This is a genomic window from Cryptosporangium sp. NPDC048952 (assembly GCF_043197895.1).
Lineage (GTDB): Bacteria > Actinomycetota > Actinomycetes > Mycobacteriales > Cryptosporangiaceae > Cryptosporangium.
On the sequence record NZ_JBICTY010000001.1, the window covers coordinates 973,143 to 990,871 of the forward strand.

General features: G+C 70.7%; 17 protein-coding genes and 1 tRNA gene. 12 read left to right on the forward strand and 6 right to left on the reverse strand.

The window, feature by feature from the left end:
- Positions 1-14: 14 nt before the first annotated feature.
- The 3 genes from ACGFY5_RS04535 to ACGFY5_RS04545 all read left to right on the forward strand — a co-directional run bounded on the left by ACGFY5_RS04535 (position 15) and on the right by ACGFY5_RS04545 (position 2,842).
- Entirely contained in the window at positions 15-890 is an 876-nt protein-coding gene (locus ACGFY5_RS04535) for a uracil-DNA glycosylase (RefSeq protein WP_392718649.1), read from the forward strand.
- Positions 891-1,149: 259 nt separating this feature from the next.
- Positions 1,150-2,610, forward strand: a complete 1,461-nt coding sequence (locus ACGFY5_RS04540) for an FAD-dependent oxidoreductase (RefSeq protein ID WP_392717255.1) — start codon at positions 1,150-1,152, stop codon at positions 2,608-2,610.
- Positions 2,611-2,759: 149 nt separating this feature from the next.
- Positions 2,760-2,842: transfer RNA gene (locus ACGFY5_RS04545), tRNA-Leu, on the forward strand.
- A gap of 33 nt (positions 2,843-2,875) precedes the next feature.
- Here the strand turns inward: ACGFY5_RS04545 and ACGFY5_RS04550 are convergent.
- Positions 2,876-3,526, reverse strand: coding sequence for a response regulator (locus ACGFY5_RS04550; RefSeq protein ID WP_392717257.1), 651 nt, complete (start codon positions 3,524-3,526; stop codon positions 2,876-2,878).
- Positions 3,523-4,623, reverse strand: coding sequence for a sensor histidine kinase (locus tag ACGFY5_RS04555; RefSeq protein WP_392717259.1), 1,101 nt, complete (start codon positions 4,621-4,623; stop codon positions 3,523-3,525). The genes ACGFY5_RS04550 and ACGFY5_RS04555 overlap by 4 nt, the downstream gene beginning before the upstream one ends.
- A gap of 134 nt (positions 4,624-4,757) precedes the next feature.
- Between ACGFY5_RS04555 and ACGFY5_RS04560 the strand changes: the two genes are divergently transcribed.
- From ACGFY5_RS04560 to ACGFY5_RS04580, 5 genes are all read left to right on the forward strand, one after another.
- Entirely contained in the window at positions 4,758-5,666 is a 909-nt protein-coding gene (locus ACGFY5_RS04560) for an ABC transporter ATP-binding protein (protein WP_392717261.1), read from the forward strand.
- The gene (locus ACGFY5_RS04565; RefSeq protein ID WP_392717263.1) at positions 5,663-6,424 is read left to right on the forward strand and encodes an ABC transporter permease subunit; all 762 of its coding nucleotides are present in this window, start codon (positions 5,663-5,665) and stop codon (positions 6,422-6,424) included. Before ACGFY5_RS04560 ends, ACGFY5_RS04565 begins: the two co-directional genes overlap by 4 nt.
- 205 nt (positions 6,425-6,629) lie before the next feature.
- On the forward strand, positions 6,630-7,451 hold the full coding sequence (locus tag ACGFY5_RS04570; RefSeq protein ID WP_392717265.1) for a Bax inhibitor-1/YccA family protein: 822 nt from the start codon (positions 6,630-6,632) through the stop codon (positions 7,449-7,451).
- The gene (locus ACGFY5_RS04575) at positions 7,451-7,837 is read left to right on the forward strand and encodes a hypothetical protein (protein WP_392717267.1); all 387 of its coding nucleotides are present in this window, start codon (positions 7,451-7,453) and stop codon (positions 7,835-7,837) included. Before ACGFY5_RS04570 ends, ACGFY5_RS04575 begins: the two co-directional genes overlap by 1 nt.
- Positions 7,838-7,886: 49 nt before the next feature.
- The gene (locus ACGFY5_RS04580; RefSeq protein ID WP_392717269.1) at positions 7,887-8,891 is read left to right on the forward strand and encodes a UDP-glucuronic acid decarboxylase family protein; all 1,005 of its coding nucleotides are present in this window, start codon (positions 7,887-7,889) and stop codon (positions 8,889-8,891) included.
- On the opposite strand, the gene ACGFY5_RS04585 is transcribed toward ACGFY5_RS04580, so the two are convergent.
- The gene (locus ACGFY5_RS04585) at positions 8,823-9,380 is read right to left on the reverse strand and encodes a TetR/AcrR family transcriptional regulator (RefSeq protein ID WP_392717271.1); all 558 of its coding nucleotides are present in this window, start codon (positions 9,378-9,380) and stop codon (positions 8,823-8,825) included. The two genes, ACGFY5_RS04580 and ACGFY5_RS04585, sit on opposite strands and share 69 nt — an antisense overlap.
- A gap of 67 nt (positions 9,381-9,447) precedes the next feature.
- On the opposite strand from ACGFY5_RS04585, the gene ACGFY5_RS04590 reads away from it, so the two are divergent.
- Entirely contained in the window at positions 9,448-9,765 is a 318-nt protein-coding gene (locus ACGFY5_RS04590) for a nuclear transport factor 2 family protein (protein WP_392717273.1), read from the forward strand.
- Here the strand turns inward: ACGFY5_RS04590 and ACGFY5_RS04595 are convergent.
- The 3 genes from ACGFY5_RS04595 to ACGFY5_RS04605 all read right to left on the reverse strand — a co-directional run bounded on the left by ACGFY5_RS04595 (position 9,762) and on the right by ACGFY5_RS04605 (position 12,942).
- Positions 9,762-10,994 carry an acetyl-CoA C-acetyltransferase gene (locus tag ACGFY5_RS04595; RefSeq protein WP_392717275.1) on the reverse strand — a complete coding sequence of 411 codons (1,233 nt, stop codon included), beginning with the start codon at positions 10,992-10,994 and terminating at the stop codon, positions 9,762-9,764. The two genes, ACGFY5_RS04590 and ACGFY5_RS04595, sit on opposite strands and share 4 nt — an antisense overlap.
- A gap of 63 nt (positions 10,995-11,057) precedes the next feature.
- Positions 11,058-11,828, reverse strand: a complete 771-nt coding sequence (locus tag ACGFY5_RS04600; RefSeq protein WP_392717277.1) for an SGNH/GDSL hydrolase family protein — start codon at positions 11,826-11,828, stop codon at positions 11,058-11,060.
- A gap of 82 nt (positions 11,829-11,910) precedes the next feature.
- Positions 11,911-12,942 carry an SGNH/GDSL hydrolase family protein gene (locus ACGFY5_RS04605; RefSeq protein WP_392717279.1) on the reverse strand — a complete coding sequence of 344 codons (1,032 nt, stop codon included), beginning with the start codon at positions 12,940-12,942 and terminating at the stop codon, positions 11,911-11,913.
- A 180-nt stretch (positions 12,943-13,122) separates the two neighbouring features.
- Between ACGFY5_RS04605 and ACGFY5_RS04610 the strand changes: the two genes are divergently transcribed.
- From ACGFY5_RS04610 to ACGFY5_RS04620, 3 genes are all read left to right on the forward strand, one after another.
- A complete protein-coding gene (locus ACGFY5_RS04610; RefSeq protein ID WP_392717281.1) occupies positions 13,123-15,594 on the forward strand; it encodes an ATP-binding protein in 2,472 nt (823 codons plus the stop codon).
- 39 nt (positions 15,595-15,633) lie between these two features.
- A complete protein-coding gene (locus ACGFY5_RS04615; RefSeq protein ID WP_392717283.1) occupies positions 15,634-17,019 on the forward strand; it encodes a cystathionine beta-synthase in 1,386 nt (461 codons plus the stop codon).
- Between the two features lie 129 nt (positions 17,020-17,148).
- Positions 17,149-17,676 carry a hypothetical protein gene (locus ACGFY5_RS04620; protein WP_392717286.1) on the forward strand — a complete coding sequence of 176 codons (528 nt, stop codon included), beginning with the start codon at positions 17,149-17,151 and terminating at the stop codon, positions 17,674-17,676.
- Positions 17,677-17,729 lie beyond the last annotated feature (53 nt).

Below are 17,729 nucleotides of genomic sequence, written 5' to 3' on the forward strand. Positions count from 1 at the left end.
CCCGCGCGCCCCGCATGCGCTGCGCCGCGCCCCGCGCGCATGCGCTGCGCCCCGCGCCCGCGTTGCGCCCCGCGCACGGGCGTTGCGCCCCGCGCGCACGGGCGTTGGGCGTCCGCGAAGATGGTGGGGTGGGACGACCTGCGTACCTGAACGTTGACGCGCCGGCTGCCGCGAATGCGGCGCAAGTGCGAAGGCTGGCTGCGCAGAGCGCGGGCATGGACGAGCTGGACGCAGGTGTGGCGCACTGTCGCGCGTGCGAGCGGCTGGTGGCGTGGCGGGAGCAGGTCGCCGCGGAGAAGCGGGCCGCCTTCGCCGACCAGACGTACTGGGGACGCCCGGCCCCGGGCTTCGGCCCGGCCGACGCCCGGATCCTCGTACTCGGCCTGGCCCCCGCCGCCCACGGCGCCAACCGCACCGGCCGCGTGTTCACCGGCGACCGCTCCGGCGATTGGCTCTACGCCGCGCTGCACCGCGCGGGCCTGGCCAACCAACCGACGAGCGTCTCGGCCGACGACGGCCTCGAACTGACCGACGTCAGAATCGCCGCCGCGGTGCGCTGCGCCCCACCCGCGAACAAGCCGACCCCGGAAGAACGGGACACCTGCGCACCCTGGCTCGTGCGCGAACTCGAACTCCTGGCCCCCACCCTCAAGGTGATCATCGCCCTCGGCGCCTTCGCCTGGACCTCCTTCTGGCCCGTAGCCGGAGCCCTGGGCGGCACACCCCCACGTCCCCGCCCGAAATTCGGCCACGGCGCCGTGGCCGCCATCCCCGGAACCGATGTCACGATGCTCGGCTGCTACCACGTCAGCCAGCAGAACACCTTCACGGGCGTCCTCACCGAACCTATGCTCGATGGAATATTCGCCCAGGCCATAGCCTTGTCATAGGTGTGAGAAGCCTAGCCGGTTTGGACGGGTGACTACCGGTCAAAACTGTGAACGGGGGCATCGCTCGGGGCCGACGAGGTGTCGGGCATTCCGTCACGGGTAGCCGGGTAAGTGTGTCGGCGGTCGCATCACGCCACCGCGCAACGAATCGTTCAAGAGCCCCTGGTTACGCTTTTTACGAGTCGGGACCAACGCTGGTCCGGAGCAAGCCGGACGGCGCCAGACTGGGCGCCGCCGCAAGCCTGGAAGGTAGAGAGGCATGAGCGCGGATCGACCGCACATCCTCGTCGTCGGTGGTGGGTACGTCGGTATGTACACGGCGTTGGAGCTGCAGAAGAAGGCGAAGAAGGCGCGGATCACCGTTGTCGATCCACAGCCTCACATGACCTATCAGCCGTTCCTCCCCGAGGCCGCCGCCGGCAACCTGGAGCCCCGCCACGTAGTGGCGCCGCTCCGGAAGACCCTGCGGCACGCCCACATCATCACCGGTTACGTCGAGAGCGTGGAGCACGCTCGCAAGACGGCGCACATCGTCCCGGTGATGGGAAACCCGTACGAGCTGACGTACGACCACATCATTGTCGCGCCGGGATCGGTTTCCCGGACGCTGCCCATCCCGGGCCTGAAGGAACACGCGGTCGGCTTCAAGACCATCGGTGAAGCCATCTACCTGCGTAACCAGGTGCTCGGTGAGCTCGACGCCGCCGACAGCACCGACGACCCGGAACTGCGCAAGGCCGCCACCACGTTCACGTTCGTCGGCGGTGGCTACGCCGGTATCGAGGCGCTGGCCGAGCTCGAGGACATGGTTCGCGACGCAGTCAAGTACTACGAGACGCTCAACCAGTCCGACATCCGGTTCGTGCTCGTCGAGGCGAGCCAGCGGATCCTGCCCGAGGTCGGCCCCGAGATGGGTGCCTACACCGTGCAGCGGCTGCTCGACCGCGGCATCGACATCCGGCTGAACACGTTCCTGCAGTCGTGCGAGGACGGGATCGTCAAGCTGTCCGACGGTGACGAGTTCGCCTCGCGGACTGTTGTCTGGACCGCCGGCGTCAAGGCCCACCCGATGCTGGCCAACACCGACCTGCCGCTGGACGAGCGCGGCCGGGTCACCTGCCTGCCGACGCTGCAGGTCGTCGACCCCGAAGGCAACGTGCTCGACGGCGCGTGGAGTGCCGGTGACTGCGCCGCGGTACCCGACCTGAGCTCCGAGACCCCGGGTGCGACCTGCTCGCCGAGTGCGCAGCACGCGGTCCGTCAGGCCAAGCGGCTCGGTGCCAACATCGGCATCCTGCTCAACGGCGGGCAGCCGGAGGACTACCGGCACAAGCACGTCGGCTCGGTGGCGAGTCTCGGCCTGTACAAGGGTGTCGCGCAGGTCTACGGCATCAAGACCAAGGGCTTTGCGGCCTGGTTCATGCACCGGTCGTACCACCTGAGCCGCGTTCCCACCTTCAACCGCAAGGTGCGGGTGCTCGCCGACTGGACGCTCGCGCTGTTCCTGCGCCGCGAGGTCGTCGCGCTCGGCCAGCTGCACGACCCGCGAGCCAGCTTCGAGCTGTTCGCGACGCCGACTCCGGCGGCCAAGCCGACCGCCACCCCGGCCCCGCCGGCCGGTGGCAAGGCCGGCGACGCCGAACCGGCAAAGCCCGAGCCCGCCAAGGCCGAGCCCGCCGAGGCCGAAATGAGCGCCGCAAAAGCTCCGGTCGCTCGCTAGTAAACACCGGTAGATACGCGATGGTTGCAGAACGTCGCCCGGCAGGTTGCCGGGCGACGTTACCTGTTCACTCGAGGCCTGGCTGACCGATCCCACTTCTGGCAAAGCCGGTACACCAGCGGGGTTCGCCCCCGTACGGTGATTGCCGAGTCCGGATGGTGGAATGGCAGACACGGCCGTCTTAAAAACGGCTGCCCGAAAGGGCGTGCGGGTTCGAGTCCCGCTCCGGGCACTGAAGTAACGCGGTCGGCCGGCCAAGCGGCTCTTACGGCCGGACCAGGCCCGCCTGGTAGGCGATCACCACCAACTGCGCGCGGTCCCGCGCGTTCAGCTTGGTCATAGCGCGGCTGATGTGGGTCTTCGTGGTGAGTGGAGAAACGAACAGGCGCTCGGCGATCTCGTCGTTCGAGAGGCCGGTCGCGACGAGCGCGACCGTCTCCCGCTCCCGCGCGGTCAGCGATCCCAGCGACGGTGAGGCCGCCGGAAGTTCCGGCTGATCCAGGAACTGCGTGATGAGACTCCGGGTGGCCCCGGACGACAGCAGCGCCTCCCCGCGGGCAACGGTGCGGATCCCGTCGAGCAGGTCCGCGGGTTCCACCCCTTTGCCGAGGAACCCGCTCGCCCCCGCGCGCAGGGCACGCAGCACGTTCTCGTCGATCTCGAACGTCGTCAGGATCAGTACTTTCACGTCCACGAGATCCGATGTGATCTGCCGGGTCGCCTCGATCCCGTCCAGGTCGGGCATGGTGATGTCCATCAATACGACATCGGCGCGCAGTTCCCGGGCGAGCCGGACCGCGTCGACACCCGTCCGGGCCTCGCCGATCACCTCGAGATCGTCGGCGGAGCCGAGCAGGACGCGGAACCCGGCCAGGATCAGACTTTGGTCGTCGGCCAGCAGCACCCGGATCGTCATCGAACTCCCGCCGGTAAGAAGGCCCGGACGGCGAACGTGCCGTGCGGGGTGCGGTCGGCGCTCAGTGTGCCGCCGACGGCGATCGCCCGCTCCCGCATGCCGATCAGCCCGTAGCCATCGGTGGTCGTCCCCGCGCCCGCCGAGTTCTCGATCGTCAGCGTGACCCCGCGGTCGTCGAACGAGACGGAGAGCCGCACCGGCTGCCCGTCGCCGTGCTTTTGTGCATTGGTGAGGGACTCCTGGACGATCCGGTAGGCCGCGAGGTCGACGGCGACGGGGAGCTCGCGGGCCTCTCCCGCTTGCCGGTGCTCGACGCGCAGACCACTGTTCGTCAGCTGGTCGAGCAGCCTGGGAAGGCGGTCGAGCCCGGGCGTCGGTCCCACCCAGAGATCGTCGTTGGCTCGCAGCACTCCCAAGACCGTGGAGAGCTCCTCCAGCACCGTGCGTCCGGCCTGACGGATGTGCGCCAGCGATTCCTTGGCCTGGTCCGGTGACCGGTCCAGCACGTGCGCGGCCACGCCGGCCTGGACGTTGATCATCGCGATGTTGTGCGCCACCACGTCGTGCAGTTCCCGAGCGATGCGGACACGCTCTTCGACGACCCGACGCCGAGCCTCACGATCCAGCAGCGCGGCCTGATAGGCGCGGCGGGTGCGCATGACGTCGCCCAGTGCGATCGCCAGGCCGCTCCAGGCGAACGTGCTGATCGCCTCCGGTTGCCGCCACAGCTCGCCGCCGGCGAGCACGACACCCAGGTAGACGCCGATCGCACCGCCGGCGCCGACGAACCACGCCGCGGTGCGGTCGGTTCGCGTCGCCATCGTGTAGCCGCAGATCAGGCTCGCCGCCGCCAGCGGTGGCAGACCGGTGTCACTGGCGGCCGCGGCCGCGGTGGCCGCTGCGGAAGCCAGGAACACGTAGAGGGGCCAGCGACGGCGCAGCGCGATGAACACGAGCGCGACGAGCGCGGCGACCAGATCGTCGCGGCCGAGCGCACGACCCGCATGGTCCGGGTCGTCGGTGGCCGCGGCCACCAGCATCAGCCCGAGGAGCGCGACGCCGAGCGCGGCGTCGATGAGCGTCGACCGGCGGGACATGGAGTGACTCTAGGTCGGCACCGGTCCGGAGCGCGTCGTACCGGCGCGGTAGTCCGGATACTCAACGTGGAGTACGTCGAGTGCCTGTCCGGGGACGATGTGGACTACCGATCGCCCCGGCCATCGTCGTCGCCATGATCGAAGCGAAGAACCTGACCAAGCGCTACGGCGCCAAGACCGCGGTGGACGACCTGTCGTTCAGCGTCAAACCCGGCGTCGTCACCGGCTTCCTGGGGCCGAACGGCGCCGGGAAGTCCACCACGATGCGGCTGATCCTGGGCCTGGACCGGCCCACCGCCGGAAGCGTCACCGTCAACGGACGCGCCTACGCCGACCTCGAAGCGCCGCTGCACGAGATCGGCGCCCTGCTCGAGGCCCGCGCCATCCACGGCGGACGCTCGGCCTACCACCACCTGCTGGCGATGGCCGCCACGACGGGCGTGCCGCGCTCCCGGGTGGACGAGGTCGTCGATCTGGTGGGGCTGCACGAGGTCGCGCGCAAACGTGCCGGGGCGTTCTCGCTGGGGATGGGCCAGCGGCTCGGCATCGCGTCGGCGCTGCTGGCCGACCCGGCCGTGCTCATCCTGGACGAGCCGGTGAACGGGCTCGACCCGGAGGGCATCCTCTGGATCCGGCGCCTGATGCAGAGCCTGGCTGCCGACGGTCGCACGATCTTCGTGTCGTCGCACCTGATGAGCGAGATGGCGCTCACCGCCGAGCACCTCGTCGTGGTGGGCAAGGGCAAGCTCATCGCGGACATGCCGGTCGCGGACTTCATCGAGGAGGCCGCGCTCAGCACCGTGCGGGTGCGCTCACCCCAGCTGACCGAGCTGCACGAACTGCTCGTGGGGCCCGGCATGACGGTCACGAGCGTCGAGCCGGGAGCGGTGGAGATCGCCGGGCGGTCCGCCCGCCAGATCGGCGACGCCGCGGCGGCCGCCGGGATCACGCTGCACGAGTTGTCACCGCAGCAGCCCTCACTCGAGGAAGCGTTCATGCACCTGACCCGCGATGCCGCCGAGTTCCAGGGAGCCGACCGATGAGAGTCACCTTCGCCCGCGTCACCCGCTCCGAGTGGATCAAGTTCTGGTCGTTGCGCTCGACGGTCGTCACTCTCGGGCTCGCCGTGGTCGCGTTCGTCGGCATCGGTCTGATCGCCTCCGTCGCCGTGGACCTCTCCAGCGCGGGCGACGGCCCGGCGAGCCCCACCGACATCAGTCTCTCGGGCAGCATCCTGGTTCAGCTCGTCCTCGGCACGCTCGGTGTGCTGTTCATGGCGGGCGAGTACAGCACCGGCATGATCCGGTCGACGCTCACCGCTGTGCCCCGGCGCCTACCCGTGCTGTGGGCCAAGATCGGCGTCTTCGTCGCGGTGTCGTTCGTCGCGCTTCTGGCCTCGGCGTTCGTCACGTTCCTGATCGGTCAGGCGCTCATCGGCGCCAACGGCGCGTCGCTGTCCGACCCCGGTGTCGTCCGGGCGCTGTTCGGCACGACCGGCTACCTGGTCGGGGCCGGGGTCATGGGGCTTGCCCTCGGCGCACTGCTGCGTTCGACGCCCGGCGCGATCACGACGTTCTTCGGCATCACGTTCCTGCTCTTCACCGTGGTGGAGCTGGCGTTGCCGGAGAGCTGGCGCGACGACGTCGGCCGGTACATCCCGTCCTCGGCGGGGTCGGCCATGGGCGCCGTCGTCCAAGCCCCGGATACTCTCTCCCCGGTCGCCGGCGCCGGCGTCTTCCTCGCTTATCTGGTGGCCCTGGTCGGCGCGGGAGCCTGGCGGCTCAAGCACCACGACGCCTGAGCCCTCCCACACGCTAAGTAGTGGGTCCGCGCAACCATTCGGTGGTCGTAACGGGCTATCGCCTTTGATTCAGATGAGAAAGCTGGCAAGCAGCTGAGAAGAGGGGTTGCAGACACTAAGGTCCCGTGTTCCACCACGCTACGATTGAGGTCCCCGACCAGCGAGGTCGGCCTTTGACGTTGGCCGTCCAGGCCGAGGAGGCGTCGTGAAGAGCAGCAACCCCGTGCTGAGCAGGCTGGCTGACCGGTCAGCCCAGCACGCGACCTTCCACCGGGCACCGGCGCAGCAGCCCTACGGCGGCTACGGCGCCCCGGCTGGTTACCCACAGTCACCGGATTACGCACAGCAGTATGCCCCGCCGGTTGCCGGACGGATGACCGTCGACGACGTCGTCGTCCGCACCGTGGCGATGCTGGCCGTGGTCGGCGTCTTCGGCGCCATCGGCTGGTTCGTCCTGCCGGACAACATCTCGACCGGCGTCGCGATCGCCGCGGCGATGGTCGGGCTCGTGCTGGGCCTGGTCATCTCGTTCATGGGTCTCACCAACCCGGCCCTGATCCTCACCTACGCGGCCGCCGAGGGCCTGTTCCTCGGTGTGATCAGCCAGTCGTTCGAATCGCTGTACCCCGGCATCGTCATCCAGGCGGTCATCGGCACGTTCGGCGTCTTCTTCACGATGGCCGCGCTCTACAAGTTCAAGGTCATCCGCGTCACCCCGTTCTTCGCCAAGATGGTCATCGGCGCGCTGATCGGCGTCGTCGTGCTCATGCTGGCGAACTTCGTCGCGAGTCTGTTCATCGACGGTGGCTTCGGTCTCCGTGACGGCGGCGGCATCGCGATCATCTTCAGCCTGGTCTGCATCTGCATCGCCGCGCTGACGTTCGCCCTGGACTTCAAGCAGATCGAAGACCTGGCGGCCGCCGGTGCCGACAAGAAGTACGCCTGGCTGTCGGCCTTCGGCATCGTCGTCGGTCTGATCTGGCTGTACCTGGAGATCCTCCGACTGCTCTCGTACTTCCGGGACTGATGCCGGCCCCGGAAGACCGGTTCCGTCGATCGGTTGATCGGCTGACCACCCTGCTGTCGTACTGGACGCCGCCGCGGTTCTCCGCGGCGGCGTCGCCGTCGTTGGCCGACGCCGCGTCTGCGGTGAGCCCGGCCGCGATGACCCCGTCCCCGGTGGAGGGCGGCGCGACGGTCGCTGGGTGTCTCCACCTGGTGGTGCAGGCGCTGGCGGATCTCGGTGCCGACGCCGAGGGGCAGCCACGCCGGGCGGTGCCGCGGATGGCCGAGCCCGGCACCCTCGTCGATCAGCTCACGGTGCTCGGCAACGACCTCGTCGCCGCTGGTGCCGACGCGAGTGAGCTGGATCGCCTGACCGATCGCCTCGACGCTCTCCGGTCGGCTTTGTGAACCGGACCGCTCTGTACAGTGTCGTCGGCGTTCGATCCTGGGAGACGGCATGCGGATAGTGGTCACCGGTGGCGCCGGCTTTCTCGGCTCGCACCTCACGGCGACGCTCCTCGCACGCGGTGACCAGGTGATCTGCCTCGACAATTTCTCGACCGGCCGCGCGGAGAACATCGAGCCGTTCCTCGCCGATCCGGCGTTCTCGCTGATCGAGACCGACGTCAGCGAAGGCATCGACGTGCCGGGCCCCCTCGACGCGGTCGCGCACCTGGCCAGCCCGGCGTCACCGCCCGACTACCACCGGCTGCCGCTGGAGACGCTCGCGGTGGGCAGCCGGGGCACCGAGCACGCGCTGCGGCTCGCCGCGCGTGACGGCGCCCGGTTCGTGCTCGCGTCGACCAGCGAGGTGTACGGCGATCCGGTCGTGCACCCGCAACGCGAGGAGTACTGGGGGAACGTCAACCCGGTCGGTCCGCGCAGCGTCTACGACGAAGCCAAGCGGTTCGCCGAGGCCGTCTCGATGGCCTACCGGCGCAGCTTCGACCTGAACGTCGGCATCGTGCGGATCTTCAACACGTACGGACCGCGGATGCGGCCGCAGGACGGCCGCGTGGTCACGAGCTTCATCACGCAGGCGCTGGTGGGGGCCCCGCTGACGATCTACGGCGACGGGGAGCAGACCCGCAGCTTCTGCTACGTCGACGACCTGATCGCCGGGCTCGTCGCGATGATCGACAGCTCGGTCGGTGGGCCGGTGAACATCGGCAACCCGGTGGAGTGGACGGTGGCGCGGCTCGCGTCGGAGGTCCTGCGGCTCACCGGCTCGTCGTCGGAGATCGAGTACCACCCGCTCCCCACCGACGACCCGACCCGGCGCCGGCCCGACATCACGCTGGCCCGGGAGTTGCTCGGCTGGGAACCGAGAGTTCCGGCCGAGGAGGGTCTGCGCCGCACGATCGAGTGGTTCCGCTCGCGCCCCGAAGAACTCTTAGCCGCGGCCCCGGCCCTCACCGGCGCCCAGCCCGGCGGTATCTACGCCGTCGCGGAGCAGGGCTAGAACTCGGCGGGCCTGGTCCGGATCGGCGCTGCTCAGAGCTGCGCCGCTGGCCGCCGCCATCAGGTCGGCGAGGCTGACGTCGGCCCGGACCTCGCCGACATCCTGGGCGCGCGTCAGCAGTCGGGCGCCGGTCGCGCGCAGGCGCGCGTGCCACCCGTCGAACAACTCGGTCCGGCGCTCGGCCGGTGCCGCTTCCGCGAGTGCACGTTTGGACGCCACGTGCCCCACGTAGGCGTCGAGCCATTCGAACAGCGCGTCACCCGGTGACTCGGACTCGAGGTCGGCGGCGTCGCACAGCGCGGTGAGCTCGTCGGCGTACACCGCCACCAGTAGATCGCCGCGCGTCGGGAAGTGGCGGTACAGCGTCGCATTGCCCACGCCGGCCCGGCGCGCGACCTCGTCCAACGCCACGTCCGGCCCGGACTCGTCGATCAGCGCCCGCGCAGCGGCCACCAGCAGACCCGCGTTCCGCGCCGCATCGGCACGCATCTGTCTCCTTGTGATCCGGGGAGTTCCCCGTTTACCGTACAGGAGACAGAAACGGGGAGTTCCCCACTTGGAGGGGTCATGGCTCTTCACCGAGGACGTCGTCTACGACGTCTCCGACCTGGGGTTCGGCACGCTCCAGGGGCTAGCGGCCACCCGCGAGGCGGGCCTCGCGCTGGGAGACAGGAACCCGCTGGCGCACCACGTCACCAACGTCGTGGTGACGGAAACCGCGGACGGCGCGCGGGCCCTCTCGAAGGGCATCAGCATCATGGTCGGCGGGGCGACGGGCACCGTCACCTACGACGACGTCGTCGTGCGCACTGACGACGGCTGGCGGATCTCCCGCCGGACCATCAAGGCCCGACGGGAGCCGCTGAAGGCCTAGCTCAGGCGCTCGAGCACCAGGGCCATGCCCTGGCCGCCGCCGACGCACATCGTCTCCAGGCCGAACTGCTTGTCGTGGGCCTGCAGGTTGTTCAGCAGCGTGGTGGTGATCCGGGCGCCGGTCATGCCGAACGGGTGCCCCAGCGCGATCGCGCCGCCGCTGACGTTCAACTTGTCCAGGTCGATGCCCAGGTCCTGGTACGAGGGAATCACCTGCGCGGCGAACGCCTCGTTGATCTCGACCAGGTCGATGTCGGAGATCGCGAGCCCGGCCCGGGAGAGGGCCTGCTTCGACGCCTCGACCGGCCCGTACCCCATGATCTCCGGCGAAAGGCCGGTGACACCGGTCGACACGATCCGGGCGAGCGGGGTGAGCCCCAGTTCGCGCGCACGGGCGCCGGACACGATGATCACCGCTGCCGCGCCGTCGTTCAACGGGCACGCGTTCCCCGCGGTCACCGTTCCGTCGGGCCGGAACACCGGCTTGAGCCCGGCCACCTTCTCGTAGGTGGTGCCGGCCCGCGGGCCGTCGTCGGTGCTCACGACCGTCCCGTCCGGCAGCGTGACCGGCGTGATCTCCCGCGCGAAGTGCCCGTTCGCGATCGACTTCTCGGCCAGGTTCTGCGACCGCACCGCGAACTCGTCCTGCTCCTGCCGGGAGACGCCCTTCAACTGCGCAAGGTTCTCCGCGGTCTGGCCCATCGCGATGTAGACGTCCGGCAGCGTGGCGTCCGTGCGAGGGTCGTGCCAGGTGACGCCGCCGGCAGCCGAGTCGTCGGTGCGCTTCTGGGCGTCGATGAAGAGCGGATTGGTGGTGCCGGGCAGACCGTCCGAGCTGCCCTTCACGAACCGGGACACGGTCTCGACACCGGCCGAGATGAACGCGTCACCCTCGCCGGCCTTGATGGCGTGGAACGCCATCCGCGTGCTCTGCACGGACGAGGAGCAGTACCGCGTGACGGTGGTGCCCGGCAGCGTGTCGTAGCCGAGCAGGATCGAGACGACGCGGGCCATGTTGTAGCCCTGCTCCCCGCCGGGCAGACCGCACCCGAGGATCAGGTCGTCGATCGTCGTGGGGTCGAGCGACGGCACCTTGTCGAGCGCGGCGCGGACGATCGTCGCCGCGAGGTCGTCCGGGCGGACGTCCTTCAGCGATCCCTTCATCGCGCGTCCGATCGGTGACCGCGCAGTGGCGACGATGACGGCGTCGCGGTCGGCAAACTCAGGCACGGTGCCCTCCCAGGCCTCGATGACTGTGGCTACGCGCCACGTTACCGCCGGGTAGGACTTAAATCAGTGCTGTCCGGACGTTGTGCGCGACGCCTCATAAACCAACGGATAGAGCGCCAGGGCCCAGAGCTGGTACCCGTCGGACGACGGGTGGTAGCCATCGGCCGAGAGCGTGCCGCCGTCGGCGCGGAACACGCCGCCGGTACGGCCGGCCAGGTCGACGACGCCGGCCTCCGCTTCCGCCGCGGCCCGCGCGGACGCCGTGGCCACCCGCCGTCCCGACCAGGCCATGATCTCGCGCAGCGGCTGGCCGAAGTTGCGCGCCGCGCCGAGGTCGGGACACGTGCCGACGACCACCGCGGACCCCGCGTTCACGAGCCGCCGCACAGTTGCGGTCAGCTCCGCCTCGACGACGTCCAGGGGTGTGAACGCGATCGCGTCCTCACCGCCGACCAGGATCACCGCCACGTCCGGGACGCCGTGTACCAGCACCCGCGCGACCTGGGCGTCCAGATCGACGGTGCGGGAGCCGGCGACCGCGGCCGACGACAGGTGCACCCGGCGCCCGGTGGACGCGAGCAGCTCGGCCAGACGCCCGCCGACCGTCTCGCCGGTCACCAGGACGCCGAGCCCGGCGGCCGTGGAGTCGCCGAGCAGAGCCAGGCGGAGCGGCCGGCCGGTGCCGAAGACGCCGGATCCGGGAGGGGCCAGGTCGGCCGACAGGTACCGCCGCCGCCGTGCCAGCAGCCCCTCGATGGCCAGTACGGAGACGGCCGCACCTGCGGCGGTCGCGGCCGCTGTCGCGGCGCCGGCCGCAACTGTGCTCAGCTTCACTGTCGCCTCCTCCGGAAATCTCCCCTGCCCGCATTCTCCCCCGGAATCCCGGGTGCCCGCGTGGATTGTCGCCCAACCGGACTCAAGCAGGAGCAGCTTCCGGTTCCTGACCGACCGTCGGGGCACCACCGAACAGGCGGATGCGGTGCCGCAGCTCGACCCACCGTCCCCACGGGCCCCGTTCGCGTCCTGCGACCTCGGCGGGTGCCACCTCGGTGCCGGCCGCCTCGGCGGCCGCGACCGCGGCGTCGACCAGCGATCGGACGCCTTCGCCGCGCTCCGGCCGCGGTTCGTCGGTGGCCGCCGGGCCGATGCCCAGCGCCGCCGCCGCGGACGGCAGCATCGCGTCGACCGCCCGGCCGTAGCCGGCCGCCGACGGGTGGAACCGGTCGGGCGAGAACATCTCGACCGGGTGGGCCGCGAATTCGGCGCCGAGCAGGTCACCGAGAGACACCGTGCGGCCGCCGGCTTCGACGGTGGCCACGGTCTGCGCCGCGGCCAGGTCCCGGCTCCACCGCCGGACGATGTAACGCAGGGGCTGCGGGATGGGCCGGATCGTCCCCAGGTCGGGACAGGTACCGACGACGACCTCGGTACCGGCGTCCACCAGCCGGCGCACCGCGCGCTTCAGCTGGGTGACGGCGACCGACGGCCGCGTCTTGTGCGTGACGTCGTTGCCGCCGATGAAGATCAGCGCCAGCGCGGGCCGCTGGGGCTGCGCGAGAACAAAATCCACCTGCGCCGCCAGATCGACGCTACGAGCGCCGATCTCGGCCGCTGACACGACGTCCACCGGCCGGTCGGCGAGCCGGGCCAGAGCGGTGCCGAACAACGCGCCGGGCGTCTGGGCGACGGTCTCGACGCCGTAGCCGACCATGCTGGAGTCGCCGAGCAGCGCCAACCGCATCGGGGAGTCGAGAGCGACCCCCGAGGGAGGCAGGTAGCGGCCGTCCGCGGGCGGAGGCCCGATCTCCAACGGCCGGATCGCACGACGGGCTAGGTTCGCCTGGCCGAGCAGTAGGCCGTAGAAGGCAGCGCTGAGTAGCCCGAGGCCACCCCCACCGAAGGCCGCGCCGATCGCGACCTGCTTCGCGTGAAGAACTCGACCGTCCACGTGTCACCTCCTGCTCACGCCGTGTAACCGACGCCACTGCTGGCTCGCGCCGCGATGCCTGGGCATCCGCGGCGCTGATTCAAAGTTAGCTCGGCGTCGCTTATGTCTGCTCCGTCAGTCGGTGACCCGTCATTAGCCGAACGTTTGCGTGCTCCTCGACCGCACCCGGATACTGCGTGCGTGCGCCGAGCGTTCGTACTGGTTGCCCTGACGCTCGCGTCGGCGGTGACCTCGGTGCTGCTGGCCGTCGCGGTCAATGTGGCCACCGGCGGTGAGCTGCCGGGCAGGCTCGCTCCGCTCGAGCCGCTGGCCTGGCCCGCGGTGGTGGTCGCCGGGCTCGTCACCGCTGTGCTCGCGCTCTGGCAGCAGCGTCCGCAACCCGGTCCCGCGCCGGAGCCGGTGGCGGCCGTGGAGCCCGTCCGGCCAGGTCCGCCCGCCGAGCTGCCCGCGTTACCGGCCCTGTTCACCGGCCGGGACACCGAGGTCGACGACATTCTCGCGGCGGTCGGAAGCGGCGCGCCGGTGATCGCGGTGTCCGGCCCGGGTGGCGTCGGCAAATCGGCGCTGATCCTGCACGTGGCGCACCGGATCCGCGACGCCTACCCGGACGGGACGCTGTTCGTCCGTCTCCGCGGCGCGAGCGCGGAGCCGGCCGATCCGGCGGACGTGCTGCCCCGGTTGCTCCGCAGCGTCCGTCCCGACAGCCCCGACGACGGGGAACTGCGCGGCGACGCCGAGACGCTGGCGGCGAGGTTCCGCACCCGGATCGCCGGTCGTCGGTTCCTCCTGGTGCTCGACGACGCCGGCAGCGCCGACCAGGTGCGGCCGCTGCTTCCCGGGACGTCGGGCTCGCTGGTGCTGGTGACCAGCCGCCCGGTGCTGGCCGAACTCGCCGCCGCGACGCTCGTCCGGCTCGAGGTGTTCTCGGACGACGAGGCACGCGAGCTGCTGACGCGGCTGGCCGGCGACCGGCGGGTGACCGACGACCCGGCCGCCACCGACGCCGTCGTCCGCGCGTGCGGCAGCTTGCCACTGGCGGTCGCGATCGCCGGGAGCCGGCTGCGTGCCCGGCCGTCCTGGTCGATGGCCACGCTCGCCGAGCGCCTGGCCGACGAGGAGCGTCGGCTGGACGAGCTGAGCTCCGGGCGCGACGCGGTCCGGGCCAGCGTCGCCGCGACGTACACCGAGCTCGACGCGTACCACCAGCGGGTCTTCCGTCGGCTCGGCGCACATCCCGGCACCGACTTCGACGCCGGGGCCGCCGCCGCGCTGGCCGACCTGGTCGCGCCCGGCGCGGTCCCCGCGCTCGACCTGCTGGTGGAGCGGCAGCTGGTCCAGGTCGTGACGTCGGACCGGTACCGGCTGCACGACCTGCTGCGGCTCTACGCCCTCGAGCAGCTCGACGACACCGAGCGCGTCGACGCAGTGGCGCGGCTGGCCGTCCACTACGCCACCCGGGCCCGGGAGTGGATCAACTGGGATCCGTGGACGGCCGCGTTCGAGCCCGGCTACGCGGGGGAGAACGTCGAACGCCGTGCCTACGTGGACGCCGAGCGCGAGAACATCATCGCGACGGTGACCGCCGCGGCGCAGCAGCCCGAGTTGCTGGACGCCGCCTGGGAGCTCGCGGCGGCGGCGGAGCCGGCGTTCACGCGGTACCCGTACCACTCCGACGGGCGGCGCCTCTGGGAAGCGGGGCTGCGGATCGCGCACGCGACCGGTGTGCCGGTGCGGATCGCCCGCGCGGAGTACGCGGCGGCCCGGGCGGCCCAGTACAGCGGGGACAGCCGCGGCGGCCTCGAACACGCGCGTACGTCACTGAACTGGTGGGAGCGCACCGACGACCGCGTGAACACCGCCGCCGCGCACCGCCGCCTGGCCAGTGCCCTGCACAGCGTCGGGCTGCTCGGCGAAGCTCGGGAGCACTACGGCGAGACGCTGCGGCTCTGCGCCGAGATGCCGCCCGAGGAGGGCGTATCGCTGCGGGCGAGCGCGTTGCGCGGCCTCGGGTCGCTGCAACTCGCGCTCGGCCGGGTGGACGACGCGGTCCGGACCCTGCAGCAGGCGGTCGACGTGCGCCGGGAAGCCGGTGACGACGCCGGGCTGGCCCGCGCCCGCACCTCGCTCGCGCGGGCGCACCGCAAGGCCGGCCGGACCGAGGTGGCCCGGGAGCTGGTGACCCCGCAGCTGGCCGTGTTCCGGCGCCTCGGCGATGCGATGTGGGAGGTCACCGCACTGCGCGAGCTGGGCAGGCTGGAGCTGTCCGAGGGGCGGCTGGCCATGGCCACCGACCATCTGGAGGCGGCCCGGGACCTCGCGATGCGCAGCCACAACCAGAACGGGGCCGTCATCACGCTGGTGGCGCTGGCCGAGGTCGACGTCGCTGCCGGCCGCTCGGACGCCGCAGCGGCCCGGTTCCGCCAGGCGGTCGAGGCGTTCCACACGGCCGGTGACCGCGTCCGTGAGGGCACCACGCTCCTCCGGTTGGCCCTCCTCCTGAGCCGCGCCGGTTCCGAGCAGGCCGACGGGGTCGTTCGGCAGGCGCGTGCCGTGCTGGACGGGCTCGACGCCCCCGAGGCCGACGAGCTCCTGCAGCGGCTCGACGAGATCCGCGGCGCGGCCGGTGCGACCCCCTCCGACCTCGGTGGTTAGTCTCGAAAGCGAGAATCGCCTGCAGAGAGAGCTGACACCGTGCGGTACTTCGAGTCTGTGGTCGACCTGATCGGTAACACGCCACTGGTGAAACTGCGGTCCGTCGCCGACGGGGTGCCGGGCACCGTGCTCGCCAAGGTCGAGTACCTCAACCCCGGTGGTTCGGTGAAGGACCGGATCGCCGTCAAGATGGTCGAGGCGGCCGAGAAGTCGGGTGCGCTGAAGCCCGGCGGCACGATCGTGGAGCCCACCAGCGGAAACACCGGCGTCGGCCTGGCCATCGTCGCGCAGACCAAGGGCTACAAGTGCGTCTTCGTCTGCCCCGACAAGGTCAGCGAGGACAAGCGGGACGTGCTCCGCGCGTACGGCGCCGAGGTCGTGGTGTGCCCGACCGCGGTGGCCCCGGAGCACCCCGACTCGTACTACAACGTCTCCGACCGGCTGGTCCGTGAGATCGACGGCGCCTGGAAGCCCGACCAGTACTCCAACCCCGAAGGCCCGGCCAGCCACTACGCCACCACCGGCCCGGAGATCTGGAACGACACCGACGGCAAGATCACGCACTTCGTCACCGGTATCGGCACCGGCGGCACGATCACCGGCACCGGCCGGTACCTCAAGGAGAAGGCCGCCGAGGCCGGCCGCGAGATCACGATCGTCGGCGTCGACCCGGAGGGGTCGGTCTACTCCGGCGGCACCGGGCGTCCGTACCTGGTCGAGGGGGTCGGCGAGGACTTCTGGCCGTCCGCGTACGACCCGACGGTCACCGACCAGGTCGTCCCCGTCTCCGACGCCGAGTCGTTCCTGCTGACTCGGCGCCTGGCCCGGGAAGAGGGGCTGCTGGTCGGCGGCTCATGCGGCATGGCGGTCGCCGGTGCGCTGAAGGTCGCGCGCGAGGCCGGTCCCGATGCGGTGGTGGTCGTGCTGCTGCCCGACGGTGGTCGCGGCTACCTGTCGAAGATCTTCAACGACGAGTGGATGGCCGGGTACGGCTTCCTCAACCTCGCCGACCGGACGCCCGGCGGCATCACGGTCGGGGAGGTGCTGCGGGCCAAGAGCGAGGGTCTGCCGCAGCTCGTCCACACCCATCCGAACGAGACCGTCAAGACCGCGATCGACATCATGCGCGAGTACCACGTCTCGCAGATGCCGGTCGTCCGCGCCGAACCGCCGGTGATGGCGGCCGAGATCGCGGGATCGGTCAGCGAGGCCGCGCTGCTCGATGCGCTGTTCGACGGTCGTGGCGCACTGAGCGACGCGGTCGAGAAGCACATGGGTCAGCCGCTTCCCGCTGTCGGGTCCGGTGAGTCGGTGGATGCTGCGATGAAGGCCGTGGAGGAATCCGACGCCGCTGTCGTGCTCGAGGACGGCAAGCCGATCGGGATCCTCACCCGGCAGGATCTCCTCTTTTACCTAGCTCGGTAACAATTTCCTCAATATATCTTGCTAAATCGGTGCAAATTGGTGCGCCGATTTAGCGAGGTTGTCTACACAGGACAAGCGTTGTCCCGAGGCACTGTGGCCTCGGCGCCCCTTCCACGTAGGGAGCACGCAATGTCCGTCAAACGGCTCGCCGCCGTCGGTTCGTTGATCGCGGCCGGCGCAGCGCTCGTCCTGGTTCCCACGCCCGCCTATGCCGACACCGTCACCGTCAACTACTCGTGCGAGATCCCGCTCACGGGTACGCAGACCGGCGACGTCGACGTCACGATCACCGCGCCGGCCACCGCGGCGGTCGGGGAGACCGTGGACATCACGGTCACGACCGGTCCGATCCCGATCCTTCCGCCGATCGACCTCGACGCGGGCAGCGTCACGCCCAGCGGGGAGGTGACGGTGTCCGGTGCGCAGACCGGTGCGGTGACCGTCACCGGGACTGCCAACGCGGAGCCGTACCCGGCGAACCAGCCGGTGCAGCTCACCGCGCTCACCGGACAGCTCACGCTCACCGCTGCCGGTGAGGTGCAGCTCAGCCCGGGTGCGGTCAACGCGACCGCGGTGACGGTGTTCGGCACGTTCACGATCCCGTGCGTGCCCACCACACCCCCGACCCCCGTCTCCGCAGTGATCACGGTCACCTAGCCCGCTCGCGGCGCCCGGCGTGCGAGCCACGCCGGGCGCGGCCGCGCCGCCGC